Consider the following 25,671-nt stretch of genomic DNA (forward strand, 5'->3'; position numbering starts at 1 on the left):
TCCCGGCGGTTATTCCCGTTCCAGCGCGTGAATCGGTTGCAACTGGGCCGCACGGCGCGCCGGGAAGAAGCCGAAAATCACGCCAATCAGGCTGGAACAGAGAAACGCCGCCACCATTGAGGTGGGAGAGTAAAGGAACGCCACGCTGCTGACGCGGCTGGCGATGGCGCCCGCCAGCAACGATAGCATTACGCCCAATACCCCGCCGCACAGGCACACCAGCACCGCCTCAATCAGAAACTGCTGCATGATGTCGCCGGTACGCGCGCCGACCGCCATGCGTACGCCTATCTCCCGCGTGCGCTCGGTCACTGACACCAGCATGATGTTCATCACGCCGATGCCGCCGACAATCAGCGAAATCAGCGCGATGGCGGACACCAGCAGCGTCATGGTGGCGGTGGTCTGCCGGATGGTTTGACGGATGCTGTCGGTGTTCATGACGAAGAAATCCTTGTTGCCGTGCTGGCGGGTCAAAATCTGGGTGATGCCCTGTTGCACCACGCTCAGGTCGATGTTGTCTTTAACCCTTACGGTAATGCTGCGCAGGTACGACTGGCCGACCATGCGACGCATCACGGTGGTGTAGGGCACCCAGATATTCAGGTTTTCATCGCTGCCGAAGCCAGACTGTTTACGGGTGGCGACGCCGATAATGCGACAGGGCAACGTGCCGAGAAAAATCACCTGTCCAAGCGGGTTCTCGCCGTTGGGGAATAATTTATTGCGGGTGTTCTGATCGATCACCGCCTCCTGCGTCAGGCGTTCAACGCTGAGCGACGAGAAACCGTTGCCTTGCGACAGAACATAACCGCGCACGGTGAAGAACTGCTCGCCCACGCCGCTGACGCTGACCGATACCGCTTTACTGGCGTAACGCAGCGTTACCGAGGTGGAGACGGTGGGCGTGACGCTGTGGATATAGGGTTGCTGTTCCAGCGGCCGCAAGTCGTTGACGCGCAGCGTCTGAATAGCGGCGGAGCGCATATCGCCGAAATCCTTGCCGGGAAAGATCTCCAGCGTACTGGTGCCCATGGCGTTGATGTGTTCCAGCACCTGCTGCTGCGAGCCTTTGCCGAGCGCCACCACCGACACCACCGAGGCGATGCCGATAATAATTCCCAGCATGGTCAGGAAGGTGCGCATCCGCTGGGCGTTCATGGCGCGCAGCGCCATCCTGAAGGCATTCTGCAGCCGGTCGTACCCGCTGGTCAGCGTTCTGGCCGGTAGCGGCGCCGGGGGAGTCGGGGGCGCCGGCGTCATGTCGTCGGCCGTTTTGCGGTCGGCCACGATTTCACCGTCGTGAATCTCGATGATGCGGCCGGCCATCCGGGCGATGCGCATATCGTGGGTGACCAGCACGATGGTATGCCCTTGCTGATGCAGCTCGTGAAGAATCGACAGCACTTCCTCGCCGCTGGCGCTGTCGAGCGCGCCGGTGGGTTCGTCCGCCAGAATCACCTGGCCGCCGTTGATCAGCGCGCGGGCGATGCTGACGCGCTGTTGTTGCCCGCCCGATAGCTGGCTGGGCGAGTCCCGCAGGCGACCGGCGAGGCCGAGTCTCGCCAGCAGGGCGGCGGCGCGCTGGCGGCGTTCGTGGCGAGACTGACCGGCATACACCGCTGGCATTTCTACGTTGTCGCCGACGTTCAGGTCATTAAGCAGGTGATAACGCTGGAAGATGAACCCGAAGTGCTCGCGGCGCAACGCGGCAAGCTGGTCGTCATTGAGCGTCAGGGTGGAAACGCCGGCAACCTGATAATCCCCCTGCGTCGGTTTATCCAGACAACCGAGAATATTCATCAGCGTGGATTTGCCGGAGCCGGATGCGCCGACAATCGCCACCATTTCACCGGCATGAATCGTCAGATTGATGTTTTTCAGCACATCGACGCGTTGTTCACCGTTGATAAAGCGGCGGTGGAGCCGGCGCAGCGCTAACAGAGGCGTGCTCATGGCTTAAAACCCCATCGGCGGCGGCGGTGCAGACGACGCGCCGCTACTGTCGCTTGCCGTCTGTTGGCTGATCACCACCTCCTCGCCGGGCTGCACGCCGGAGAGCAGTTGGATATACGCGTTGTCGCTGATGCCGGTGGTCACTTCGCGTAGTTCCGGCCGGCCTTGCGGCTGGGTCACCTGGACAAACAGTTTTCCCTGGCGGTTAATCAGCGCGCTGACCGGCGCCACGATGGCGCGTTTGGCTTCCGATAGCAGAATATAAACCTGTGCGGTCATGGAAATGCGCAGGGTTTCGTCCGGGTTGTCGACATCGAACAGGCCGTTGTAGTAGATGGCGGAGCTGGAGGAGCTGCTGCTGGTACTGCTGGTGGTGGTACCACTGCCGCTGGTGCTGCTGCTGTCGCTGCTGATGGATTCCGGCGCCGGTTCGATGGCGCGCAGCACCGCCTGATAGCGCTTGTTCGGATTGCCGAGAATAGTGAACCACACCGGCATGCCGGTCCTGACGTTGATAACGTCCGCTTCCGAAATTTTGGCTTCAATCGTCATGGTGTCGAGGTTGGCGACCTTGGCGATGGTCGGCGCGCTCTGCACCGCGTTGACGGTTTGTCCCTGTTCGACCGGCAACGCCACCACGGTGCCGTTCATCGGCGAGACAATCTTGGTGTAACCCAGATTGACCTGCGCGGTGTTGACGGCGATTTTCGCTCGTACAATCTGGGCGTCCAACGCGTCGATATCGGCCTGCGTGGCGTCCAGCGTGGCTTTGGCGCTGTCGTAATCCGCCTGCGCGCCGACGCCTTTCTGCATCAGACTGTGCTGGCGTTGCCAACTGAGCTGGTTATTGCGCAGCGTGGCCTGTCTGGAGGCACGTTGCGCCTGAATGTTATCCAGCGCCGCCTTGCTGTCCCGCAGCGTGTTCTGCTGGGTTAAATCGTCGATTTCGGCCAGCAACTGCCCCTGTTTCACCTTATCGCCCAGCGAGACATGCAATGCTTTGATTTGCCCAGAAACCTGCGCGCCGACGCTCACCAGTTTACGCGCGTTGACGGTACCGTCGGCCAGCACGGTCTGTTGCAGATCGCGGACATCCACCGTGGCCGTAATATAATTCGGCGGGGGCGCCGGTCGGGACAGGCGAAAGGCGACGAACAGGGTAAGCGCGGCAAGGCCGGTCAGAATCCACCAGAAACGGCTGGAGCGGGGTCGGTATCTCATCAAAACAGAAGCATCCTTGGCTGAGTAAAACGCCGAAACGAAGAACATAGACAGAACACGCGGCGTGTCCCTGAATCAGGGAACACGGGCTACGTATAATTTACCCGTCATCCCGCTTCGGATGCGTTATGTTTTGAACAATGAAAGGTAAGGATTCCGTAAATGGTGCTGCGCGGATTGCAACCAGCCCTGACAATAGGAGCGGTAACAATGCATGGGAATGAAATATGAAAATTTTACTGGTAGACGATGACGCTGAACTGGGGCACATGCTGTGTGAATACCTCACGGCGGAAGGGTTCAGCACTTCACAGGTGATGACCGGCAAGGAAGGGGTGGACGGCGCCATGTCCGATCAGTATACCGCGATGATTTTGGACATCATGCTGCCGGATATGAGCGGAATTGACGTACTGCGGCAGGTGCGTCGCAACCGCTCGATTCCCATCATTATGCTGACGGCCAAGGGCGATAATATCGATCGCGTGATCGGGCTGGAAATGGGGGCAGATGATTATGTGCCGAAGCCCTGCTATCCGCGAGAGTTGGTGGCGCGTCTGCGCGCGGTGCTGCGCCGTTATGAAGACAAGGCGGAAAAAAGCGAAGACACCGGGACGTTGAACTATGGCGAGCTGGCGATCTGCCCTTCCACCCGCAGCAGCGAGTGGCGCGGCAAGGCGTTTGATCTTACCGCTTCGGAATTCAACCTGCTGGAGCTGCTGATGCGCTCGTCCGAGCGGGTGGTGACCAAGGATGAGCTGTCGGAGAAATGCCTGGGACGCCGTCGGGAAGCTTATGACCGCAGCGTGGATGTGCACATCAGCAATATTCGTCAAAAGCTGGCGGCGCTGGATGGGTGTAACCTGACCATCGAGACGGTGCGCAGCGTCGGATACCGGATTCGTTAATTATGCATGGAAGGCTGTTCTGGAAGATCCTGCTTGGCTTGTGGCTGACGTTCTTCGTCATTTCACAACTGCTGTGGGTAGGGTTCTCATTTTACGGCGAGCGCCCCGAGCCGCCGGAAGTGCGTCAGGGAAAACATACCATGTCGTTGCAAATGGCGCTGGCGGCGCAGGCGCTGCGTCAGGGGGGGATGGCTGAGCTGGGTCGTACCCTGGCCGACTGGCCGAAGAACGAACGTGTCTATATCAACGTTTCGGTTATCGGCGATAACGAAGATATGGCTGGGAATACCTCGCTGCCGGGAATGGGGATACCGGGTGGGCCACTTGGGCGACCCGAGCTGCCGGGGTTTGGGCCGGGGCCGGATGGGTTACTGGATCAATTTGAGAAGATGTCGAAGCAGGTGGTGGACGGCCCCGATGGGCAGCGTTACCGGATTAGCTTCGATACCACTCGCTGGCGGAATGATGTCATACCGAAGGACATCCCTGCGCCGTTGCCGTTTTTCCTGCATTTGCCGCCGCCGATGATCTGGATTGGCGCGCTGGGCGGCCTGTTGTTCAGCGGCATGCTGGCCTGGAATCTGGCGCGTCCGCTGAGCCGGTTGCGGGCCAGTTTTGAGCGGGTCGCACAGGGAGACCTGTCGGTACGGCTTTATCCGTCGATGCGTCGCCGCCACGATGAGATCGGCGATGTAGCGCGCGATTTTGACGCGATGGTTGGCCGCCTGTCGGTGCTGGTCGGCGCGCGCGAGCAACTGCTGCACGATGTCTCCCACGAGTTGCGATCGCCGCTGGCCCGGCTGCAACTGGCGATAGGGCTGGCGCGGCAGAATCCCGACAACGTGGAAAATGCGTTGCAGCGCATCGAGCGTGAAGCGGAACGGATGGACAAGATGATCGGCGAAGTGCTTACGCTGTCCCGTGCCGAAAACAACGCGGTCAACAACGAAGAGTATTTCGACCTGCTCGGGCTGGTGAATGCGGTAGTCAACGATGCCCGTTACGAAGCGCAGGTGCCGGGGGTGGATATCGCGCTCAGCATCAGCGATTACGACGATTACACCGTCAAGGGTTCGGCGGAGCTGATGCGGCATGCGCTGGATAATATTATCCGCAATGCGTTGCGTTTCTCTTCGCGCGGTCAGCAGGTGTTGGTCACGCTGTCACGGGATGAGAAAGAGTGGTGTATCGGCGTAGCGGATCGCGGGCCGGGCGTGGAAGAAAGCAAGCTCTCCAGCATTTTCGATCCCTTCATGCGCATTGATTCGCCGCAGTCGGGCAAAGGTTACGGACTCGGGCTGGCTATCGCCCGCAAGGCGGTGGTGGCGCACGGCGGCCGCATCGAAGCGGAGAATCGCGACCAGGGCGGGTTGCAGATCCGTATCTGCATTCCTCGCTGGCAGTAGCCTGGCTTACTGATTCCTGTAGCAAGTTGACGCCAAAACAGCCACTGCCCTGTGGTGATTTGGCGTCCTGAATCATTTGTCGGTGGCGATACTCGCCGCCTGATTAATGACCATGAAATACGGGGGGGCGGTCTTCGGCTTGTGCAGCCATACCTTCGATAAAATCCTTGGTGCGATAAAGCGCGCTGTACTGTGTGCCGAGTTGGGAGAAGGCTATGGCGTCACTGGAATCGACGGCCAGGTGCGCCGATGCCAGCGTGGTTTGCACGCCGATTGGGCCGCATGCCGCGATTTTGTTGGCGATAGCTATGGCTCTGTCTAGCGTTGCCTGAGGCGTCTCGGCGATCTCTTGCAATATTCCCATGCGATATGCATCCTCCGCTCCCCAATGGTCCCCTGTCAGCATGAATCGCATGGCGTTACCCCATCCCGCTTCGCGCACGAACCGAACGGTTGAGCCGCCTCCGGGGAAACGTCCGTGGGAGTTTTCATCCTGACCGAACCTCGTATTTTCTGCCGCTACCCGGATATCCGCTGACAAGAATAGCTCATGAGCCATATTCCAAGTGTCGCCGTGCACGGCGGCGATGAGCGGTTTGGAACGCCGGGTCGGACCATAGTTAAGCGGACTGATGACATGATTCAGGCCCGCCAGAATATTTCCGTTGTTATTGACGGTTGCTTTATAGGCATCCACATCAATACCCCGAGAAAAATTGTCCCCGTGACCGAATAAGATAGCCGCTCGCAGAGAAGGATCATGATCGTAGTCGTATATGGCTCTTGCCAGTGCCTGGAATGTTTCAGGATCGATACGGTTTTGGACGACAGGGCGATTGAGCCCCAGTAACACCACTTGCCCCCGGCGTTCGATCGATAATTTTGTGTTTGGCCCTGGAGGAACGTCAACGAGGGTTGTTGGTTGCGTCGCTGTTTCTGTCGCGGGGGATGGTGTCTGTTCTGCACCAAGTGCTGCGGATGTCGCCATCGCTATTGTCGGTACGGCGGCGGCGAGGGTGGCTGTTGCCTTAATCAATGTACGGCGCGTTAGATCAAGTTTTTCTTCCACTTATTACGCTCCAGTTTGGGTAGTCTAGCCTGCTGTGCTCGGTCAACATCACACTGAAAAAACCACCGATGCCCAGATTCAGCCCATCCGCTCGATGAAGTGCTGACTTGTGACCCGGTGAACATCGTCAGACGGTCGATGAGTCGTATGACGCTTACAGATAAACCCGAGTATTAAAAAGCCCTGGTGTATGGCAAAGAATCACCAGGCAGCCTTGAGACTGACGCTGGTGGGGGAATGACGTTGGTTGTCTTGTGCGACAGCAAGTGTGAACGCCTCTGTCTGGGGCGTTGCCGTGATCATGGTGAGACAGGATCACCTTGTGACGTCAACCTGCCGAAGCATCAGTACGTATAGTTAATCTTATAATAAGAGTAACTTGCCACGCAAGCGCCCGACCGAATGCTGGATCTGCGGGGATCACTCCCTGAGTGGCCTGAGCTCATCGGCTACCGCATGCCTAAATAAGGCTTTGCGGTTGATGGGGGGATTTCTATAATTAATGGTTTATCCAAGGGGCTGGCTTGGGGTGATCAATGCGATCGAAAGGTTTTGATGGAATGGTGTGTTCAATTGCCGGCGTGATGGCCGCAATTGGCGATCGCTGGGGGTTGTTGATTATTCGTGATCTTGTCTTTGGCATCAGCCGATATGACGAGTTACGTCAATCATCCGGCGTAACCAATGCGACGCTAAGCAACCGACTTAAACATCTTGAGGCCAATGGTCTTGTTGAGCGGCGCCGCTATCAAGTGAATCCTGAACGATTTGAATACCTATTAACTCCGCATGGTCAGCAGCTTGCCCCGGTCATGGTGGTGCTCTCCCAGATTGGGGATGGTTTAGGCCTATCCGGCGCTTCAGTTCCGCCACTAAAATTTGTGAATCGAAAAACGGGTGCCGATGTGCGGTGGAGCTTCATCGATCAGAAAACAGGGGAGCCGTTAGGCAGCGAGGATATTGCCTTTGCGGAAGGGCCTGGTGCGGACGATTTGGTGCGCTGGCGACTTTCTCATACTAATCGACGTTATGAAGGCGACACCACGACTCTCTTGAGCGAGAACTCAATCTCAGAGCCTAAGACTAAATGAGCAAAAACGGGATGTTACCAGCGATGACGACGTTCTTTATGACGTCATTCCGGTTCTACACAACGACGCTTTAAATCGGTATGACGTTATTACCCGTGTGGCGAATAATTGATGTGATATGAGGCGGTGACGGCAAGTCCCATACAATCGGTCCGGCAATAACTATCGGCCCGGCAATAACTATATTGTTTTGGCGCGCTAAAAAAAGAAGCCGCAACAGTTAGCTGTTGCGGCGTTCTTAAAGAATTAACGCGTTATACATTGCACCTACAGGTACATGGAGATTCGCTTACTTCTTGATGCGAATAACCGGGGTTTCCCCAACGACAACGGTGCCGCTCAGTTTGATCAGCTCTTTGATCTCATCCATGTTGGAGATCACGACCGGGGTCAGGGTAGACTTGGCTTTCTCTTCCAGCAACGGCAGATCAAACTCGATGACCACGTCGCCTTTTTTGACGCGCTGCCCTTCTTCCGCGATACGTTTAAAGCCTTCGCCTTTCAGTTCAACGGTATCAATACCAAAGTGAACGAACAGTTCGATGCCATTGTCTGATTCGATGGAAAAAGCATGGTTAGTTTCGAAGATCTTACCAATGGTGCCGTCCACCGGCGCGACCATTTTGTTACCGCTAGGTTTGATAGCGATGCCATCGCCGACGATTTTCTCTGCGAATACCACATCAGGCACGTCTTCGATGTTGACGATTTCACCGGATAACGGGGCAATGATTTCGATGCTGCCGGTTTCTTTCTTGTCGTCAGAAACCAGAGATTTCAGTTTATCGAACAAACCCATGATTTTCTCCTAAGCATTAATATTGGGTCAGCACAGCGGTATCAGCAAAGCGTCTTTTCTTTAATGAACCGGCTTACCAGACTGCTTAACTCTTCTGCTGTCGGCTGGGCTAATGCCTGCTCCGCCAGCGCTTTCGCATCTTCGTAGTTGGCATTGCGAATAATTTTCTTGATGCGAGGAATCGAGATGGCACTCATGCTGAATTCATCCAGACCCATCCCCAGCAGCAGTAGTGTAGCACGTTCGTCACCCGCGAGTTCACCGCACATGCCTGTCCACTTGCCTTCGGCGTGCGAGGCGTCGATCACCTGCTTGATCAGGGTCAACACGGCCGGAGACATCGGGTTATAGAGATGAGAAATCAGCTCGTTCCCACGATCTACCGCCAGAGTATACTGGGTTAAGTCATTTGTCCCAATACTAAAGAAGTCAACTTCCTTCGCCAGATGATGGGCGATGGCCGCTGCGGCCGGGGTTTCCACCATCACGCCGACTTCGATTGTTTCGTCGAACACTTTGCCTTCCGCACGCAACTGGCCTTTGAGCATCTCCAGTTCGGCTTTCAGCGTACGCACTTCTTCCACCGAAATGATCATCGGGAACATGATGCGCAGTTTGCCGAACGCGGACGCACGCAGAATAGCGCGCAACTGCGAATGCAGAATTTCCTTGCGATCAAGGCAGATACGAATCGCACGCCAGCCAAGGAACGGGTTCTCTTCCTTCGGCAGGTCCATGTACGGCAGGTCTTTGTCGCCGCCGATGTCCATGGTGCGCACGATCACCGCCTGCTCGCCCACCGCTTCCGCGACGGCTTTGTAGGCCTGGAACTGCTCTTCTTCGGTCGGCAGGGCATCGCGATCCATGAACAGGAATTCGGTGCGATACAGGCCCACGCCTTCCGCGCCGTTACGCTCAGCGCCGGCGACGTCGCGCACGGTACCGATGTTGGCGCACACTTCCACCTGATGACCGTCCAGCGAGATGGCCGGCAGATCTTTCAGTTTGGCGAGTTCATATTTCTCGGTGTTGTACTGTTCCTGAACGGCCTTGAGCTGGTCAATGGTAGCCTGATCAGGATTCTGGTAAATCTTGTTGTTTACCCCGTCCAGAATGATGAAATCGCCATTCTTGATTTTCTGGGTGGCATCGGTGGTGCCCACGATAGCGGGCAGTTCCAGCGAACGCGCCATGATTGAGGTATGGGACGTACGGCCGCCGATATCGGTAATAAAACCCAGCACCTTGTCCAGGTTCAACTGCGCGGTTTCGGACGGGGTCAGATCTTTGGCAATCAGAATCACTTCGTCCTGGATGTCGCCCAGGTCGACGATGTGCAGGCCCAGAATGTTTTTCAGCAGGCGCTTGCCGATGTCGCGCATATCCGCGGCGCGCTCTTTCAGGTATTCGTCATCCAGTTCTTCCAGCGCTTTCGCCTGGGTCTCGATGACGGAAAACGCCGCCGCGTCCGCGGACGCGTGGTCGTCTTTAATCAGGGAGATGATTTCCTGCTCGAATTCCTCATCTTCCAGCAGCATGATATGCCCTTCGAAGATGGCTTCTTTCTCTGGCCCCAGCGTTTCAGCCGCTTTTTGCTTGATCGCTTCCAACTGCTTCGAGGCTTTGGCGCGACCCGTCAGAAAGAGTTCGATTTCCTGATCGACCTGGTCTGCAGAGATTTTTTTCCGGTTGACGACGATCTCGTCATCTTTCAGTAGCAGCGCCTTACCAAAAGCAATTCCCGGTGATACTAATATGCCTGAAATCATAACCCTACCTTACTTGATTCTGATGTTCACTAAAGAGAGCGGGCCGTTTACTCAAGCTCAGCCATCAGTTTAACCAGATGCTCAACGGCTTGCTGCTCGTCTTCACCTTCGGCGGAAATGGTGACCACGGTACCCTGGGTCAGACCGAGGGTCTGCAATTTGAACAGGCTCTTGGCGCTGGCGCTTTTGCCGTTGGAGGTAACGGTGATTTCAGAGGTGAATCCTTTGGCTTCTTTCACGAACTGTGCGGCGGGACGAGTGTGCAGGCCATTCGGCGCGGTAATCGTTACTTCTTGCTGGAACATTCTGTTTTCCCCAACTTGTTGGATTAGGTTCATGTTGTGGAACTAAAGTTTAGTGTATGTACTTAACTTTAGCCTGTTTGGTTGCCCTGAATGGTTCAGGACAGGCCGGGATGCGGTTGAGGAAAACGGTGTGCGCTTACCCCTGGTTAACGTCGACAATGCCCCGTGCTGTTTCCTGCGATGATGAAGCGTCCGGCCATGCTGCTCCATGTCGCTGGAATGATATCCGTATGTGGGGGCCTCGACGGATATTAATTTCACGCATCAAAATAATTGTCCGGTTAAATACTAAACCTGACTGGGAAAAGCAATGTGTAAGTAACAGAAAGTTTGAACTCGGCCACAAAAAAGCACCCCGGAGGGTGCTTTTTTAACTTTTAAATCACATTTGTGACCAGGGGAAGCTTACTGCTGCAGTTCCTGTTCGGTGAACAGATCGGCAAACAACGCCGTACTGAGGTAACGTTCGCCGGAAGAGGGCAGGATCACCACGATGGTCTTGTTGGCGAATTCCTCTTCTTTCAGCAGGTTCAGGGCCGCCGCTACCGCTGCGCCTGAAGAGATCCCCGCCAGAATGCCTTCTTCTTCCATCAGACGGCGCGCGGTGTGGATAGCCTCTTCGTTGGTGACGCGCTCAACGCGATCGACCAGTTTCAGGTCCAGGTTGGCTGGAATGAAACCGGCGCCGATCCCCTGGATCTTGTGCGGACCGGGTTTGATCTCTTCACCAGCCAGCGCCTGGGTGATGACCGGCGAGTCGGTTGGCTCAACGGCAACGGAGATGATGGCTTTACCCTTGGTGTTCTTGATGTAACGGCTAACGCCGGTCAGCGTACCGCCGGTGCCCACGCCGGAAATGAACACGTCCACTTCGCCGTCGGTGTCTTCCCAGATTTCCGGGCCGGTGGTTTTTTCGTGAATTTCCGGGTTGGCCGGGTTACTGAACTGCTGCAGCAGCAGGTAACGTTGCGGGTCGCTGGCCACGATTTCTTCGGCTTTGGCAATAGCGCCCTTCATGCCTTTGGCGCCTTCGGTCAGCACCAGGTTGGCGCCCAGCGCCTTGAGCAGTTTGCGGCGTTCAATGCTCATGGTTTCCGGCATGGTCAGCGTCAGTTTATAACCGCGCGCCGCCGCCACATACGCCAGTGCGATACCGGTATTACCGCTGGTCGGTTCTACGAGTTCGATGCCGGGCTTCAGCACGCCGCGTTTTTCGGCATCCCAAATCAGGTTGGCGCCGATACGGCATTTCACGCTGAAGCTCGGGTTACGCGACTCCACCTTAGCCAGAATACGCCCATTGCCGATGCGATTCAGACGAACCAGCGGCGTATGGCCGATAGTGAAAGAATTGTCTTCGTAGATCTTACTCATAGCCCGTCCTTAATAACTGTATGAAATTTTTGCGAACCGTAGAGAGAATACTCGTTCGGGACAGCCAGTGAAGGAAAGAATCGCTATATCGATATGTTCTGAGGAAATATGTTTTCATCAATATCCAGTTATAGAACATATTAGCGCCAATATCCTTCCCACTCAGCTTCGGTGCAGTGTGCCGGAAAGGTGACGATAACGATCAACCCACAGGGCCGTGGCGCCGCAGACCGCCACCGGCATGATCAACAGATTAAGCACCGGCACCATGGTGCACAGGCTGACCAGCGCGCCAAACTGTAGATTGGTTAGCTTGTTTTGCCGCAACGCCTGCCGCATGGCTGAAAAGCCGACTTTGTGGTTGTCGAACGGGTAATCGCAGTACTGGATTGCCAGCATCCAGGCGCCAAACAGGAACCACACCACCGGCACCACCGTCTGGCCGATGCCGGGCACGAAATACAACAGCAGCAATACCAGTACCCGCGGTAAATAGTAGGCCAGTTTTTGAATTTCTCGCCGCATGATACGGGGCACGTCTTTGGCGATATCAAGGATACCGCTGGCCGGCAGCGGCTGGCCGGTCAACCGGGCTTCCAACTGTTCCGCCAGCAGGCCGTTGAACGGCGCGGCGATCAGGTTGGTGATGGTGCTGAAAAAATAGCTGAACACCAGCAGCACGGAGAGGGTCACCAGCGGCCAGAGCAGATAGCTCAGCCACTGCAGCCAGTCCGGCACATGGGTCATCAGTTGCGGTATCCAGGTGCCAAGCTGGTGGAACAACCACCAAAAAGCGCCGCCCATCAGCAGGATATTAACCAGCATGGGAAGAATGACAAAACGGCGGATGCCGGGCAGTGAGAGAAGTTGCCAGCCTTTCAGAAAGTAATGCAGGCCGCTGTGTTTGGGATCAAGGTGTTGCGTGTAAGACATGGTGCTGTTCTCACCCTATGATATGCAGGTTACGGCATCATATCGGGATGATTTTCAGCTGGCTAGTTGCGATTTGCATGAAAAAACGGCAAAAAAATGCCCGCAGTCGATCTTTATTATCATAAACTAGCGCCCAGACTTGCACTTGGGTACACAGGCAAATACAGTTAGAGGTATGTGTATTTGCCGTAGTGGCAACGTATTGGAATAACTGGGATAGCAATGATGCAGGACCTGCGTCTGATCTTGATTGTTGTTGGCGCGATCGCAATTATAGCACTGTTACTGCATGGTCTTTGGACAAGCCGTAAGGAGCGCTCGTCCCTTTTCCGCGATCGTCCGGTAAAACGCCTGAAGCCAAAGCGTGACGACGCCCCGCTGGAGGAGCTTGATGAAGGGGTCGGCGAGGTGCGGGTAACGCATTCCCGCGGCCAGCAGAATCCTTCGCCCGGCAACTATACGCCTTCGGGCGAGCGTTCAGCGCCGTCCTTCGGGCAGGAACCGGCGGCCTATGATCCGCTGCTGGATGACGTCGAGCCGCAAGCGCCGTTGCGTCAGCCCGTTCAGCCTGAGGCACCGCGTGCGGAGCCTCAGCCCACTCCCCAGTATCAGCAACCGCAGCCGGTATCCGAACCCGTTGCGCGCACTGTCGACGAGACTGTGTCGGAAGCCTATGACCGGCAACCCGAACCGCCGGCGCCAGACGCGCCCGCGGCCGCACAGCAGCAGGAAGCCGTGCTGGTGCTGCATGTGGCGGCGCATCAGGGCGGTGTGATCGGCGGCGAATTGTTGCTGCAAAGCGTGTTGCAGTCCGGTTTCCAGTTCGGCGAAATGAACATTTTCCACCGTCACGTCAATCCGGCGGGCAGCGGCCCGGTGCTGTTCAGCCTGGCCAACATGGTCAAACCCGGTTCTTTCAATGTGGACGCGATGTCCGAGTTCACCACGCCGGGTGTGTCGATTTTCATGATGGTGCCGTCTTACGGCGACGCCAGCCAGAATTTCAAGCTGATGCTGCAGTCGGCTCAGCGTATCGCCGATGACGTGGGCGGCGTTGTGCTGGACGACGAGCGTCGTCTGGTGACGCCGCAGAAAGTGGAAGCCTATAAAGCTCGTATTCGTGCGGTACTCAAGGCTAATGGCGAATAACGTTCAGGGCGAATAACGGCGAATGTGTCGTTAATACTTGTAGTTTTCAGAAGCCTCCGTCCGCGGGGGCTTTTTACTTTCACCGTGTTCGTCCGTGCGGCGTTCACGTTCAATGCGTCGGCGCGGGGCAAGATGCGTGCCAGCTGGCGACAAGGTGTAGACAGTGGGCGGCAGTAATACGTTAAAACAGGAGTTGGGGCTGGTGCAGGGCATCGGGTTGTTGTCGACCTCGTTGCTGGGGACCGGCGTGTTTGCCGTGCCCGCACTGGTGGCGGAGCAGGCGCGAGGCGATAGCCTGTGGGCCTGGCCGCTGCTGATTGCGCTGGTGTTTCCAATCGCTATCGCCTTTGCGTCGCTTGGCCGGCACTTCCCGAATGCCGGCGGCGCGGCGCATTTTGTTCGGCTGGCGTTTGGCCCCCGTCTGGCCCGGGTCACCGGTTGGTTATTTTTGTCGGTCATCCCGGTCGGTTTGCCCGCGGCGATGCAAATCGCCGCCGGTTTCTGGCAGGCGGCCTTTGGCCTGACGGCGGGCGGCTTACTGTTGGTGCAATTGCTGACGCTGGCCGTGATCTGGCTGCTGGGCATGCGCAGCGCCGGTTCCAGCGCCACGATACAGACGCTGATTGCGCTGCTGGTGGTCTTACTGGTGGCGGCGATCTGGTGGCAGGGTCGGATTATGCCGTCCCAGATTCCGTGGCCTGCGCTGGCGGACATTAGCGGAACGAAGATGCTGGATGCGCTGGCGGTGATGTTCTGGTGCTTCGTCGGGCTGGAGGCTTTTGCCCATCTGGCGACGGAGTTCAAATCGCCCGAGCGGGATTTTCCACGCGCGTTGCTGATCGGTATGCTGCTGGCGGGCGCCGTTTACTGGGGATGTACTGTCGCGGTGTTGCATTTCGGCGCGTATGGCCCTCATCAGGCGGCTACTGCGTCTTTGCCCGGTATCGTGGTGCGTCTGTTCGGCGATCATGCATTGTGGCTGGCCTGCATAGTGGGCTATCTCGCCTGTTTTGCCAGCGTGAATATCTATACTCAGGGCTTTGCCCGGCTGGTGTGGTCGCAGGCGCCAGAAGAGAGCCGGCTGGCCCGTTTATCGGCGTCGCGTACGCCGGTGAATGCGTTATCGCTGGTGGTGGCTTGCTGTTTGATCTGCTGTCTGGTCATTTACTGGCTGAACTTGCCGCTATCCGAGCTGATCGTTTACGCCAACGGCATTTTCATTCTGATTTATCTGCTGTGCATGCTGGCGGGGTGGCGTCTGTTGCGCGGGCGTTCCCGCGTGATGGCGAGCGTCGGCAGCGTACTGTGCGCGGCGCTGTTGCTGACGCTCGGCTGGAAGTCGTTGTATGCGTTGGGGATGCTGGCGGCGTTGTGGTTGCTGCTGCCAGCCAGACGCGAGGCCGTGACGGCTGGGTGAAAGTGAAAGCAGACAGGGCAGAAAGCCCTGTCTGGCACCGCGCCGGCAGGGATTACTGCGGATCGGCTGGCGGCTGTGATGTCGGCTCGCTGCCTGCGGCTTTCGCTTCCAGCGCGCTCAGACGCTGCTCCAGCAGCGCCAGTTTCTCGCGGGTTCGCAGCAATACCTGGGTTTGCACATCAAACTCTTCGCGGCTGACCAAATCCAGTTTGCCCAGTTGCGATTGCAGAATCTGACGGATTTTCTTCTCCACATCCTCGCCAAATTCCCGGATGCCTTTTGGCATGGATTCCTGCACCTGACGGGCAATCTGCTCTAACTTTTTCGGGTCAATCATGACGCTTTCCTGAACTGTTTGACGAAATGGCCTATATAGCCCAAGTGTAATGCCAGACTGAAGCGGTATAAACAAAAAGTGATTTTCATGCGATGAATTTTGCGATCCATAAGCGGCGTTAGAGATTGCCCGTCCCTCCGGTTAGCGCTATAGTAGCCCTGCTTATTCTCAGGGCGGGGCGTAATTCCCCACCGGCGGTAAACCAGTTTGCGCCATCAGGCCAGCTGGAAGCCCGCGAGCGCTCAGGCGGTATCGTTTGAGGTCAGCAGATCCGGTGCAATTCCGGGGCCGACGGTAATAGTCCGGATGGGAGAGAGTAACGGTTTCTGACAGGCTTACGCCTGCCCGCGTTATTTTTGCGTTTTTGCCTGTTTATTCAGTGCAAAAGCGGCTCCTCAAGTTCGCCCTGATTCTGGTAATCCATATTAACAATGAGGTTTCTTTACCATGAATCAGACTTTACTTTCCGAATTCGGTACCCCTGTCGAACGTGTTGAACGTGCGCTGGATGCGTTGCGTCACGGCCGCGGTGTGATGGTGCTGGACGATGAAAATCGTGAAAACGAAGGTGACATGATTTTCCCGGCCGAAACCATGACCGTTGAGCAGATGGCGCTGACCATCCGTCACGGCAGCGGCATCGTGTGCCTGTGTCTCACCGAGGAACGCCGCCAGAAGCTGGAACTGCCGATGATGGTGGAAAACAACTCCAGCCATTTCCAGACCGCGTTCACCGTCACGATTGAAGCCGCCGAAGGCGTCACCACCGGCGTATCCGCCGCTGACCGTCTGACCACGATTCGCGTGGCGACTGCCGATGACGCTCGCCCGAGCGACCTGAACCGTCCCGGCCATGTGTTCCCGCTGCGTGCGCAGCCGGGCGGCGTGCTGGCGCGCGGCGGCCACACCGAAGCGACGGTGGATTTGATGCGTCTGGCCGGGTTCAAACCGTTCGGCGTGTTGTGCGAACTGACGAATGATGATGGTTCCATGGCCCACGCGCCGGAAGTGATCGCCTTCGCGAAACAGCACGCTATGCCGGTACTGACCATCGAAGATTTGGTGGCCTACCGCCAGGCGGCTGAGCGTAAAGCCAGCTGATTATCCGGCGGCGTGCCGCTGACTGTTGTTCCCGCAGGGCCGGTTTTCCGGCCCTGATTGTTTTCAGGCGTCGGCTTCAGGCAGGTTTGCGCGCCAGCAGCGTGGCAAAGCGCAGTTTGATACGGTTGCCGTTGGCGTCGGTTTTGTGCAGTTCTCCCACATCCTCGTTGTATTTCACGATCTCCCAGTCACGATAATAGTCGTGCAACTCGTTGTGCCCGAAGGTGAACGAGAACGGCATCGGGCAGGGGAAATCGTCGGTGGACATGGCGGCGACGATCAGGTTATAGCCCCCGGCGACGGTGTGTTGCTGCATGTTGCTGACGATAGCCGGGATCCGCGCCCGCTCCAGAAACATAAACACCACTGTCGACAGGATGAAATCGTACTGGTGACGAATATCGGCCAGATTGATGTCGTGGACGAACGCATCAATCCGGCTGAGCGGTTCGCCGGCGATGATGCTATTAAGTGAATCAATGCTCATCGCGTTTTTGTCGCAGGCGGTGACGTCAAACCCTTTCAGATTCAGGTAGAGCGCGTTGCGCCCGCCGCCGCAGCCCAGATCCAGCGCTTTTCCCGGCTGAACATAACGCAGGGCGTTGATCACTTCCGAGTGGGTGCGTGTCAGCTCATACTTTTTGTGGTAATAGTCTTCCGCCGAGCAGTAAAAGCCCAACTGGCATTCCAGATCGTCTGAAAATGAGACGATGCGATGCCAGCACTGCGGTTCAATATAGGGCGGTTGCTGCTGAGGTGAGAACTGGAAGCGCTCTTTGGTGTCACCCTGTTCTGTTAGCAGGTCGAACGTCAGCTCGCCTTTTAAAATCTGTAGCTTTGCCCAGGTACCTTCTTTAGTGTTGTGTTTTTCCTGGAATGCCGCAGGCAGCGTGCTGCTGTTCCATACCGGCATGTGTTTATAACAAATCAGTTCTTGCATAAAAACCTCGTGCATCCGCGTATCCGGCTATTCTATTAATCACGCGATGGTGTGACCAGAAATATGTATTGTAAATACATCAAATAATCTGCTGACCGTATGGCGACCATTACATCGATATGATGGCGACTCATGATGACAGTTGCCGTAACAGCGGAAAGGCGTCTTTCATGCGATCGCCACCCACGACGAACCCCCGCAGTTGCTCTCCTTCCATCCCTTTTGCCACTATTCCGCCACGATCGGCGATGGTGTGCCAGACCAGCTCCGGGTTCTGTGTTTCGCCAGCCAGCTGTAATGGAAACAGCGGGGTTTTCACCTTAATCAGCATTGCGGGTAGGGTGAGGGAACCGTTCCCTCCCCGTATCTGGTCAGCCGTATTACTGGTGCTGGTTATAATGCTGCTGGCAGCAATGTTGGCGGTTAGCTGAATCGGTTGCAAAAAGGGCAGCAGTTTGCCGTTGATTTCGGCGCAGTCGCCCAGTGCGTAAATATGCGGATCGGAGGTACGCATCTGACTGTCGGTAACGATGCCGCGATTCACCGTCAGACCGGCGGCAGTTGCCAGCGAGGTATTGGCGCGCAATCCGATGGCGGAGATCACTTCGTCGACCTCCAGCGTGCGCCCGGACATCAACGTGACTTCCAGGCCGGCGTCGGTTTTCTCCAACCGCTGAAGTCCGCTATTGAGCATCAGCTCTACGCCTTGTCGCAGCAAGGCGTCTTGCAGCCGGGCGCTGATGTCGACGGGCAGCAGCGCGGAAAGGAGATGCGATGCCCGATCCACCAGCGTGACGTGCTTGCTGGCCTGCGCCATATCCATCGCCAGTTCGCTGCCGATCAAACCCGCCCCCAGTATCAGAATGCGAGTCGCCTGCGTCAGACGTGTTTCCGCCCGGCGATATTCCTGTTGGCTGTTGAGCGTCAGCATCCACTCATGACCGGGAACCGGCGGTATCACGGCGCTGGCGCCCGTCGCCAGCACCAGTGTGTGATAATCATAGTGCCGGGTATCGCAGATAACCTGCCGTCGCCCGGCATCAATGCCGGTGACGGAGGTGTGCGCCAGCAGCGTAATCCGCTGTTCTTCGGCAAATTGCGCCGCGCTCATGCGCGTTAGATCGTCGGCGGGGCGATGCTGACTGATCACATGGCTCAGCTCCGGTTTGTTGTATTCATCGCCGCTGTCGGCGGTGATCAGGCGAATCGGGCGTTGGGTATCCTGCTTACGCAGGTTTTTAATCAGTTGCCGGGCGGCGAAACCCGCCCCGATAACAATGATGTCGTCAGACATGACCGCTCCTTAGTGGATGGGATTAAACACGTCTTTGCCTAAGCCGCATTCAGGGCACAGGAAACTGTCGGGCACATCAGACCAGGGGGTGCCCGGCGTCACGTCCTGCATCGGTTCACCGATGGCGGGATCGTAAATCCACTGGCACACGCTGCACTGCATCCGGTCATTATCTTGCGACGTTGACGCGCTGGTACAGGCGCAGGCAGATGGCGCCGCCATGATCGCCGGTGTTTCAGCCGTTTCGGCCGTTTTGGCGGTGTTGATAGCGGCGGCGTCGATAGCGGCGGCAGGCGATACGGTTAACGGATGCAACGCCCACTGCCGGGCAATTTCACGGCCGTGTTCCCGGCAGATTGCCAGCGCGGATCCATCCGGACGCCACTTGGTTTTCAGCGAAAGCGTGGTTTCAAAGCCGGCATCCATCAGCCGGGTCTGGATACGGTCAACCGCGCCGCCGTTCCAGCCGTAGCTGCCAAAGGCGGAGGCTTTCTTGTTCTGGAAACGCAGACCGGTGATTTCCTCCAGCATGGCGGCCACTTTCGGCATCATCACGTTATTCATGGTGGAAGAACCGACCAGTACGCCTTTGGAGCGGAACACCTGCGTCAGAATTTCGTTTTTATCGTGGCGGGCGACATTGTAGATTTTTACGGCGACACCCGGATCGACATCATGGATCCCTTGCGCGATGGCGTCAGCCATCATGCGGGTATTGTTGGACATGGTGTCGTAGAACAGCGTGATGCGATCTTCCTGATAGCTGTCGGCCCAGCGCAAATAGTGATGAATAATCTGCGCCGGGTCGTCGCGCCACACCACGCCGTGGGAGGTGGCGATCATCGACAGCGGCAGGTTAAACCCCAGCACTTCGTTGATCTTGGCGGTGACCAGGCGGCTGAACGGCGTCAGGATATTGGCGAAATAGCGCTGGCATTGTTCGAACAGTTCGCCCTGATCGACCTCATCATTGAACAGATGCTCATCGCAGTAGTGCTGGCCGAAAGCGTCATTGCTGAACAGGACCGCGTCGCCGCTCATATAGGTCATCATGCTGTCAGGCCAGTGCAGCATCGGGGTTTCGATGAAGACCAGCTGTTTGCCGTTGCCGATATCCAGCGAATCGCCGGTTTTGACGGTGTGGAAATGCCATTCCGGATGATGGTGATGGCCGGTAATGGAGTCGATGGCGTTATGGGTGCAGTAGATCGGCGTCTCGGGGATGTGAGCCATCAGTTCGCTCAGCGCCCCGGCGTGGTCTTCTTCGGCATGGTTGATCACGATGTAATCGATCTGCGCCAGATCGATCTCCGTCATCAGGTTCTGTACAAAATCACGACTGAACTTGTGGTCAACGGTGTCGATCAGCACCGTTTTTTCTTCCCGGATCAGGTAGCTATTATAGCTGCTGCCTTTCAGCGTTTTGTATTCGGTTCCGTGGAAATCGCGCACTTCCCAATCCCGCTGCCCGACCCAGTGAATATTGTTTTTAACATGAATAGACATCGTAATACTCCAGTGAATGTAGTAAAGGTGGATGCGATGTCATTGCATGAGCCGTGCCAAATTTTATCTGTTTGATTATTAAGTACTTTAAAAATACTCTTTGTCATTATGACAATAACTGAGTAATGTCTTTTTGACACTCCTTTGTGAAAAAGACAGACCATGCCGCTATCGATAGATTCCTTTGCGCACATTGCCATTGAACTGCAACAAGGGCTTTCAACCCGGGACCGCTTTCAGCGCCTGCTCAATAGTTTGCGCCAGTTGCTGTGTTGCGATGCCGCTGCGTTGCTGTGTTATGAAAGCCAACTGCTGCGTCCGCTGGCGACCGATGGACTGGCGCCGGACGTGCTGGGGCGGCGTTTCCGGTTGTCCGAGCATCCCCGGCTGGAGGCGATAGCCCGGGCGGGCGATGTGGTGCGTTTCCCGGCGGACAGCCAGCTTCCCGATCCTTACGATGGCCTGATTCCCGGTCAGGAAGCGTTGAAAGTCCACGCCTGCGTCGGCCTGCCACTGTTTGCTCACCATACGCTGATCGGCGCGCTGACCATTGATGGGATGGACCCTCACCAGTTCGATCATTTCAGCGATGAGGAACTGCGGCTGATTGGCGCGATGGCGTCCGTTGCCTTGAGCAATGCGTTGCTGATGGAGCAACTGGAACGGCAAACGCTGGCGCCGCTGCCGGATGCCGCTCCGATGGCGGATGCGGAGGCTGACGAGATGGTGGGATTATCTGAGCCTATGCAGCAGCTGAAAAAAGAAGTGGCTATCGTGGCCGACAGCGATCTTAACGTGCTGATCATGGGGGAAACCGGGGTCGGCAAGGAGCTGGTGGCGCGGGCTATCCATCAGGGATCGCGGCGTGCGGGCCGCCCGCTGGTGTATCTGAACTGTGCCGCACTGCCGGAGTCGGTGGCGGAAAGCGAGCTGTTTGGTCACGTGAAAGGGGCGTTTACCGGCGCCATTCACCACCGTACTGGCAAGTTCGAACTGGCGGACAACGGTACGCTGTTTCTGGATGAAATCGGCGAATTGTCGCTGACGTTACAGGCCAAACTGTTGCGGGTATTGCAGTACGGCGATTTGCAGCGCGTAGGCGACGACAGTAGCCTGAAAGTGGATGTGCGCGTGCTGGCGGCCACCAACCGGGATTTAAAACAGTCGGTACAGGAAGGCGCTTTCCGCGCCGACCTGTTCCATCGTCTGAGCGTGTTTCCGCTGTCGGTGCCGCCGCTGCGCGCGCGCGGTCAGGATATTGCCGTGCTGGCCGGTTTTTTCTGCGAGCGCAGCCGTGCCCGGTTGGGGTTGCAGCGGCTGGCGTTGTCGTCGGAGGCGACGCAGTTGCTGGCGAGCTATCCATGGCCGGGAAATGTGCGCGAGCTGGAACATGTGATTTACCGGGCGACCATTGTGGCGCGGGCCGGTGGAACGACCGGCGATCTGACATTACGCCCGGAGCATTTGAATCTGGATGGCGTTTTGCCTGACGAGCCTCATTCGGCCGCCGCCGATACCGTACCGCCGTGGCGTGGCGTCAGCCTGCGGGATGCGACGGATCAGTATCAACGGCAGGTGATTAGCGACACGTTGACGCGACATCAGGGCAACTGGTCATCTTGCGCCCGCGAGCTGGCGGTGGATAGCGGTAATTTGCACCGGATGGCAAAACGGCTGGGGATAAAATAATTTTGTGTTGATAAACAGCTTGATTATTTTGTTACTGGAGAATTTATGCCGGAGCGGCGAGATGTTTCGTGCGTGATGACATTGGCTGTCCCTTTGCAGCAGCATCGCACGCACGACAAGGAGAGGTTCACGCCACCTCTCCTTGACCTCTGGCTGGGGGCTAAACTGTGCCGCTGCGCGGTTCCCTCGGCGTTCGTCTTCGCTATTCGGGCCGCTCGTGACACGATTACTCGCCCCATCCCTGGGGCTCGCCCTGCGGGCCAGCGTAAACGGTGTTCAAAAACGCTTCCGGCGTTTTTGTCAGACGCGGCACGAGCTTTCGCCGCGTCCATGCGGCTCACCCGGCGAATTCGCCCACCTCGGCACAGTTTTTAACGCCGGAAAAACCGTCACCTTACCTGTAAGGGGCTGTCAGCAATATTGTCCCCTAGCCTGACGAATCATCAACCGCAGCGGGTGCAATTCTGCGACTGGATCACCTGGAAGAAGTCGTTGCCCTTGTCATCCACCAGGATGAAGGCCGGGAAGTCTTCTACTTCGATTTTCCAGATAGCTTCCATACCCAGCTCCGGGTATTCCACGCATTCCAGGCTCTTGATGCTGTTTTGCGCCAGAATCGCCGCCGGGCCGCCGATGCTGCCGAGGTAGAAGCCGCCGTGTTTATGACAGGCGTCGGTCACCTGCTGGCTACGGTTGCCCTTTGCCAGCATGATCATGCTGCCGCCGTGGGATTGCAGCAGATCAACGTAGGAATCCATACGGCCGGCGGTGGTGGGGCCGAGTGAACCGGAGGCGTAACCTTCCGGCGTTTTGGCCGGGCCGGCGTAGTAGATCGGGTGATCTTTCACGTATTGCGGCAGCTCGCCGCCGTTATCCAGCAGCTCTTTCAGCTTGGCGTGCGCAATGTCGCGCGCCACGATGATGGTGCCGTTGAGCGACAGACGGGTGGAAACCGGGTACTGCGACAGCGTTTTGAGAATATCGGCCATCGGGCGGTTCAGGTCGATGCGCACCACTTCGCCTTCGCCGGCCTGACGCAGGTGTTCCGGAATGTATTTGCCGGGGTTGGTTTCCAGCTGTTCCAGCCAGATACCCTGACGGTTAATCTTGGCCTTGATGTTGCGGTCCGCCGAGCAGGACACGCCCATGCCGATCGGGCAGGAAGCGCCGTGACGCGGCAGACGGATCACACGTACATCGTGGGCGAAGTATTTGCCGCCGAACTGGGCGCCGAGCCCCAGATTGCGGGCTTCTTCCAGCAATTCCTGTTCCAGCGCCACATCGCGGAACGCCTGACCGTGCTCGTTGCCTTCGGTCGGCAGCTCGTCATAGTAGCGGGTGGAGGCCAGTTTGACGGTTTTCAGGTTGGTTTCCGCCGAGGTACCGCCGATGACGAACGCAATGTGGTACGGCGGGCAGGCCGCGGTGCCCAGCGTACGCATTTTTTCCACCAGATAGTTGGTCAGCTTACCCGGCGACAGCAGCGCTTTGGTTTCCTGATACAGGTAGGTCTTGTTGGCGGAACCGCCGCCTTTGGTGACGAACAGGAATTTGTATTCATCGCCTTCGGTGCTGTAGAGGTCGATCTGCGCCGGCAGGTTGGTGCCGGTGTTGACCTCTTTGTACATGTCCAGCGCTGCGTTCTGAGAATAACGCAGGTTGTCTTCGATAAAGGTGTTGTACACCCCGCGCGACAGCGCTTCGGCATCGTCGCCACCGGTCCACACGCGTTGGCCTTTTTTGCCGACGATGATGGCGGTGCCGGTGTCCTGACAGGTGGGCAGGATGCCTTTGGCGGCGATTTCGGAGTTACGCAGGAACTGCAGCGCGACATAACGGTCGTTTTCGCTGGCTTCCGGGTCGAGCAGGATATCGGCGACCTGTTGCTGGTGGGAAGGGCGCAGCAGGAAAGAGGCATCGTGGAATGCCTGCTGGGCCAACAGCGTCAGCCCCTGCGGGTCGACTTTAAGAATATCCTGGCCTTCAAACTGGCTAACGGAAACAAAATCGCTGCTGATTAAACGATATTCGGTTTTATCCTTCGCTAATGGAAACGGATCTTGGTAATAGAACGGTTTATTCGACATTTTCTTCTCACTTGCAGCCGCATAATGGAATGATTCATCGGGTCTTATTTTCCGTCTAGGGCTTTTGTGCCGGTCTTATTGTTGTGTCAATCGTTGTGGTGTCAATCGCCTCGGGCACGACGACAAAAGCAATAAACGTCGGGTGATATTCCTTAACTTGCGCCAGTATCGCGCCCCTTGAGGGATACCGCCTCACATACTATGGCTTTATGACCGGGAGTACCACGCTGACAAGTCACATTATTTTTATCTCCGTCATGTTTTCGTTGAAAATATATCTCAGACAGAAACATAACGCTGTTACCGGCAAAAATGACCCCTGGGCGCGTCATATTAAGTCATTTATTTAAATTAATTAAGTGTGGCGTGCGACAGCTAAATATCCATTAAATAAATAAGGTTTATTGATTGCCCAATTAAATTGCGCATTCGGTTTCACAGACGGATGTTCATTCGCGCTGTTCCAGCAGGGTATCGATCAACCACAGCCCTGCCGGGCCGGGAGGGAAAGGGCGCGACCAGGCGATGTCCACCTCAATTTGCCGCGGCCAGCCGGGCAGCGCCAGTTCTACCAGTCGGTTTCGCGCGTATTCGTTCACCAGCCAGCGCGGCAGGATGCTCCAGCCAAATCCTTGTTCCGCCATTTCCAGCAGCATCAGGTACGACGGCGTCGACCAGGTGGCGCCTTCGGACTGCGGCCGTTCCCGCTGGCTATAGGTGTGAAGGCACAGCTGACGCGCCGTGGCGAGCTGTTCCTGGGTCACCGGCGTGTGCTGCGCCAGCGGGTGAGTGCGGGCCGCGTAGATCGCCATTTCGGTTTTCACCTGCAACCGGGATACCGCGATATCGATAGGATAATGCGCCTGCGACTGCAATACGCCGATATGGGCGCGCTGCGATTGCAGCAGGTCCACCACGTCCTCGTCTTCCGCAATCAGACACTCGAACTCCACATCAGGAAAACGCTCGGCGAAGCGCTGCAACACTGGATAGTAGTGGCGGCATTGCCAGGTGTCCGACAGCACAAAAGTCAGCCGCGGCTCCACCTTATCCGCCAGCCGGATCGCCAGTTCGTCCAGCGCTTCGCTGGCGGACAGAATGGCTTTGACGTGGCTGAGCACCTTGCGTCCTTCGTCGGTCAGCGCCGGCTGATGGCCGCGCCTGTCGAACAATGTCAGGCCCAGATCCGCCTCCAGATTCGCCACCGCCGTGCTGACGGTGGACTGGCTTTTTTGCAGGTGACGAGCCGCCGCGGAAAAAGAACCGGTATTCACGGTGGCGATGAACGCCAGCAGGGATTCAGGAGAATAACGCATCGCT

General features: G+C 57.0%; 21 protein-coding genes and 1 riboswitch. Of the genes, 7 read left to right on the forward strand and 14 right to left on the reverse strand.

Annotated features, from left to right (window positions below; all coding sequences use genetic code 11):
* Nucleotides 1-9: 9 nt before the first annotated feature.
* Nucleotides 10-1,956, reverse strand: a complete 1,947-nt coding sequence (locus tag DDA898_RS04600; RefSeq protein ID WP_038910372.1) for a MacB family efflux pump subunit — start codon at nt 1,954-1,956, stop codon at nt 10-12.
* A gap of 3 nt (nt 1,957-1,959) precedes the next feature.
* Nucleotides 1,960-3,177, reverse strand: a complete 1,218-nt coding sequence (locus DDA898_RS04605; RefSeq protein WP_038900419.1) for an efflux RND transporter periplasmic adaptor subunit — start codon at nt 3,175-3,177, stop codon at nt 1,960-1,962.
* A gap of 227 nt (nt 3,178-3,404) precedes the next feature.
* Here DDA898_RS04605 and DDA898_RS04610 point away from each other — a divergent pair, with 227 nt between their 5' ends.
* Together DDA898_RS04610 and DDA898_RS04615 are read left to right on the forward strand one after the other, a co-directional pair.
* Complete coding sequence (locus DDA898_RS04610) at nt 3,405-4,085, forward strand: response regulator transcription factor (protein ID WP_013316613.1); 681 nt, start codon at nt 3,405-3,407, stop codon at nt 4,083-4,085.
* A 2-nt stretch (nt 4,086-4,087) separates the two neighbouring features.
* On the forward strand, nt 4,088-5,491 hold the full coding sequence (locus DDA898_RS04615) for an ATP-binding protein (RefSeq protein WP_038900420.1): 1,404 nt from the start codon (nt 4,088-4,090) through the stop codon (nt 5,489-5,491).
* A 103-nt stretch (nt 5,492-5,594) separates the two neighbouring features.
* Here the strand turns inward: DDA898_RS04615 and DDA898_RS04620 are convergent, their stop codons facing one another.
* The gene (locus tag DDA898_RS04620) at nt 5,595-6,560 is read right to left on the reverse strand and encodes an enoyl-CoA hydratase-related protein (protein ID WP_038910373.1); all 966 of its coding nucleotides are present in this window, start codon (nt 6,558-6,560) and stop codon (nt 5,595-5,597) included.
* Between the two features lie 536 nt (nt 6,561-7,096).
* Between DDA898_RS04620 and DDA898_RS04625 the strand changes: the two genes are divergently transcribed.
* A complete protein-coding gene (locus tag DDA898_RS04625; RefSeq protein WP_038910374.1) occupies nt 7,097-7,651 on the forward strand; it encodes a winged helix-turn-helix transcriptional regulator in 555 nt (184 codons plus the stop codon).
* Nucleotides 7,652-7,940: 289 nt separating this feature from the next.
* Here DDA898_RS04625 and crr read toward each other — a convergent pair whose 3' ends face one another.
* The 5 genes from crr to cysZ form a co-directional block, all read right to left on the reverse strand.
* Nucleotides 7,941-8,450 carry a PTS glucose transporter subunit IIA gene (gene crr, locus DDA898_RS04630; RefSeq protein ID WP_013316617.1) on the reverse strand — a complete coding sequence of 170 codons (510 nt, stop codon included), beginning with the start codon at nt 8,448-8,450 and terminating at the stop codon, nt 7,941-7,943.
* 41 nt (nt 8,451-8,491) lie between these two features.
* Nucleotides 8,492-10,219 carry a phosphoenolpyruvate-protein phosphotransferase PtsI gene (gene ptsI, locus DDA898_RS04635; RefSeq protein ID WP_013316618.1) on the reverse strand — a complete coding sequence of 576 codons (1,728 nt, stop codon included), beginning with the start codon at nt 10,217-10,219 and terminating at the stop codon, nt 8,492-8,494.
* A gap of 47 nt (nt 10,220-10,266) precedes the next feature.
* Nucleotides 10,267-10,524, reverse strand: a complete 258-nt coding sequence (gene ptsH, locus DDA898_RS04640; protein WP_013316619.1) for a phosphocarrier protein Hpr — start codon at nt 10,522-10,524, stop codon at nt 10,267-10,269.
* 405 nt (nt 10,525-10,929) lie between these two features.
* Complete coding sequence (cysK, locus tag DDA898_RS04645; protein WP_013316621.1) at nt 10,930-11,898, reverse strand: cysteine synthase A; 969 nt, start codon at nt 11,896-11,898, stop codon at nt 10,930-10,932.
* A gap of 162 nt (nt 11,899-12,060) precedes the next feature.
* Nucleotides 12,061-12,831 (reverse strand): sulfate transporter CysZ, encoded by a 771-nt coding sequence (gene cysZ, locus DDA898_RS04650; RefSeq protein ID WP_038900423.1) that lies wholly within the window; start codon nt 12,829-12,831, stop codon nt 12,061-12,063.
* A 222-nt stretch (nt 12,832-13,053) separates the two neighbouring features.
* On the opposite strand from cysZ, the gene zipA reads away from it, so the two are divergent.
* Both zipA and yjeH read left to right on the forward strand, forming a co-directional pair.
* Nucleotides 13,054-13,980 carry a cell division protein ZipA gene (gene zipA / locus DDA898_RS04655; protein WP_081639216.1) on the forward strand — a complete coding sequence of 309 codons (927 nt, stop codon included), beginning with the start codon at nt 13,054-13,056 and terminating at the stop codon, nt 13,978-13,980.
* A gap of 163 nt (nt 13,981-14,143) precedes the next feature.
* A complete protein-coding gene (yjeH, locus tag DDA898_RS04660; protein WP_038900424.1) occupies nt 14,144-15,397 on the forward strand; it encodes an L-methionine/branched-chain amino acid transporter in 1,254 nt (417 codons plus the stop codon).
* 52 nt (nt 15,398-15,449) lie between these two features.
* Here yjeH and ubiK read toward each other — a convergent pair whose 3' ends face one another.
* Nucleotides 15,450-15,734, reverse strand: coding sequence for a ubiquinone biosynthesis accessory factor UbiK (gene ubiK / locus DDA898_RS04665; protein ID WP_038910375.1), 285 nt, complete (start codon nt 15,732-15,734; stop codon nt 15,450-15,452).
* A gap of 160 nt (nt 15,735-15,894) precedes the next feature.
* A riboswitch (FMN riboswitch) is annotated at nt 15,895-16,056 on the forward strand.
* 125 nt (nt 16,057-16,181) lie between these two features.
* Between ubiK and ribB the strand changes: the two genes are divergently transcribed.
* On the forward strand, nt 16,182-16,835 hold the full coding sequence (ribB, locus tag DDA898_RS04670; protein ID WP_038900426.1) for a 3,4-dihydroxy-2-butanone-4-phosphate synthase: 654 nt from the start codon (nt 16,182-16,184) through the stop codon (nt 16,833-16,835).
* A gap of 76 nt (nt 16,836-16,911) precedes the next feature.
* Here ribB and tehB read toward each other — a convergent pair whose 3' ends face one another.
* From tehB to norV, 3 genes are all read right to left on the reverse strand, one after another.
* A complete protein-coding gene (tehB, locus tag DDA898_RS04675; protein WP_038912438.1) occupies nt 16,912-17,775 on the reverse strand; it encodes an SAM-dependent methyltransferase TehB in 864 nt (287 codons plus the stop codon).
* A 130-nt stretch (nt 17,776-17,905) separates the two neighbouring features.
* Nucleotides 17,906-19,069, reverse strand: coding sequence for an NADH:flavorubredoxin reductase NorW (gene norW / locus DDA898_RS04680; protein ID WP_038910376.1), 1,164 nt, complete (start codon nt 19,067-19,069; stop codon nt 17,906-17,908).
* Nucleotides 19,070-19,078: 9 nt separating this feature from the next.
* Nucleotides 19,079-20,575, reverse strand: a complete 1,497-nt coding sequence (gene norV, locus DDA898_RS04685) for an anaerobic nitric oxide reductase flavorubredoxin (protein ID WP_038910379.1) — start codon at nt 20,573-20,575, stop codon at nt 19,079-19,081.
* A gap of 162 nt (nt 20,576-20,737) precedes the next feature.
* Between norV and norR the strand changes: the two genes are divergently transcribed.
* Entirely contained in the window at nt 20,738-22,264 is a 1,527-nt protein-coding gene (norR, locus tag DDA898_RS04690; RefSeq protein ID WP_038910380.1) for a nitric oxide reductase transcriptional regulator NorR, read from the forward strand.
* Between the two features lie 443 nt (nt 22,265-22,707).
* Here the strand turns inward: norR and fumA are convergent, their stop codons facing one another.
* Both fumA and DDA898_RS04700 read right to left on the reverse strand, forming a co-directional pair.
* Nucleotides 22,708-24,351 carry a class I fumarate hydratase FumA gene (gene fumA / locus DDA898_RS04695; RefSeq protein ID WP_038900430.1) on the reverse strand — a complete coding sequence of 548 codons (1,644 nt, stop codon included), beginning with the start codon at nt 24,349-24,351 and terminating at the stop codon, nt 22,708-22,710.
* 449 nt (nt 24,352-24,800) lie between these two features.
* Entirely contained in the window at nt 24,801-25,667 is an 867-nt protein-coding gene (locus tag DDA898_RS04700) for a LysR family transcriptional regulator (protein ID WP_013316632.1), read from the reverse strand.
* Nucleotides 25,668-25,671: the final 4 nt, after the last annotated feature.

This window comes from Dickeya dadantii NCPPB 898, assembly GCF_000406145.1.
GTDB classification, from domain to species: Bacteria; Pseudomonadota; Gammaproteobacteria; order Enterobacterales; family Enterobacteriaceae; genus Dickeya; species Dickeya dadantii.

Coding starts and splice junctions, on each gene's coding strand:
- DDA898_RS04600 (WP_038910372.1), bottom strand. CDS start 1,956: ATGAGCACGCCTCTGTTAGCGCTGCGCCGGCTCCACCGCCGCTTTATC.
- DDA898_RS04605 (WP_038900419.1), bottom strand. CDS start 3,177: ATGAGATACCGACCCCGCTCCAGCCGTTTCTGGTGGATTCTGACCGGC.
- DDA898_RS04610 (WP_013316613.1), top strand. CDS start 3,405: ATGAAAATTTTACTGGTAGACGATGACGCTGAACTGGGGCACATGCTG.
- DDA898_RS04615 (WP_038900420.1), top strand. CDS start 4,088: ATGCATGGAAGGCTGTTCTGGAAGATCCTGCTTGGCTTGTGGCTGACG.
- DDA898_RS04625 (WP_038910374.1), top strand. CDS start 7,097: ATGCGATCGAAAGGTTTTGATGGAATGGTGTGTTCAATTGCCGGCGTG.
- crr (WP_013316617.1), bottom strand. CDS start 8,450: ATGGGTTTGTTCGATAAACTGAAATCTCTGGTTTCTGACGACAAGAAA.
- ptsI (WP_013316618.1), bottom strand. CDS start 10,219: ATGATTTCAGGCATATTAGTATCACCGGGAATTGCTTTTGGTAAGGCG.
- ptsH (WP_013316619.1), bottom strand. CDS start 10,524: ATGTTCCAGCAAGAAGTAACGATTACCGCGCCGAATGGCCTGCACACT.
- cysK (WP_013316621.1), bottom strand. CDS start 11,898: ATGAGTAAGATCTACGAAGACAATTCTTTCACTATCGGCCATACGCCG.
- cysZ (WP_038900423.1), bottom strand. CDS start 12,831: ATGTCTTACACGCAACACCTTGATCCCAAACACAGCGGCCTGCATTAC.
- zipA (WP_081639216.1), top strand. CDS start 13,054: ATGATGCAGGACCTGCGTCTGATCTTGATTGTTGTTGGCGCGATCGCA.
- ubiK (WP_038910375.1), bottom strand. CDS start 15,734: ATGATTGACCCGAAAAAGTTAGAGCAGATTGCCCGTCAGGTGCAGGAA.
- ribB (WP_038900426.1), top strand. CDS start 16,182: ATGAATCAGACTTTACTTTCCGAATTCGGTACCCCTGTCGAACGTGTT.
- tehB (WP_038912438.1), bottom strand. CDS start 17,775: ATGCAAGAACTGATTTGTTATAAACACATGCCGGTATGGAACAGCAGC.
- norW (WP_038910376.1), bottom strand. CDS start 19,069: ATGTCTGACGACATCATTGTTATCGGGGCGGGTTTCGCCGCCCGGCAA.
- norV (WP_038910379.1), bottom strand. CDS start 20,575: ATGTCTATTCATGTTAAAAACAATATTCACTGGGTCGGGCAGCGGGAT.
- norR (WP_038910380.1), top strand. CDS start 20,738: ATGCCGCTATCGATAGATTCCTTTGCGCACATTGCCATTGAACTGCAA.
- fumA (WP_038900430.1), bottom strand. CDS start 24,351: ATGTCGAATAAACCGTTCTATTACCAAGATCCGTTTCCATTAGCGAAG.
- DDA898_RS04700 (WP_013316632.1), bottom strand. CDS start 25,667: ATGCGTTATTCTCCTGAATCCCTGCTGGCGTTCATCGCCACCGTGAAT.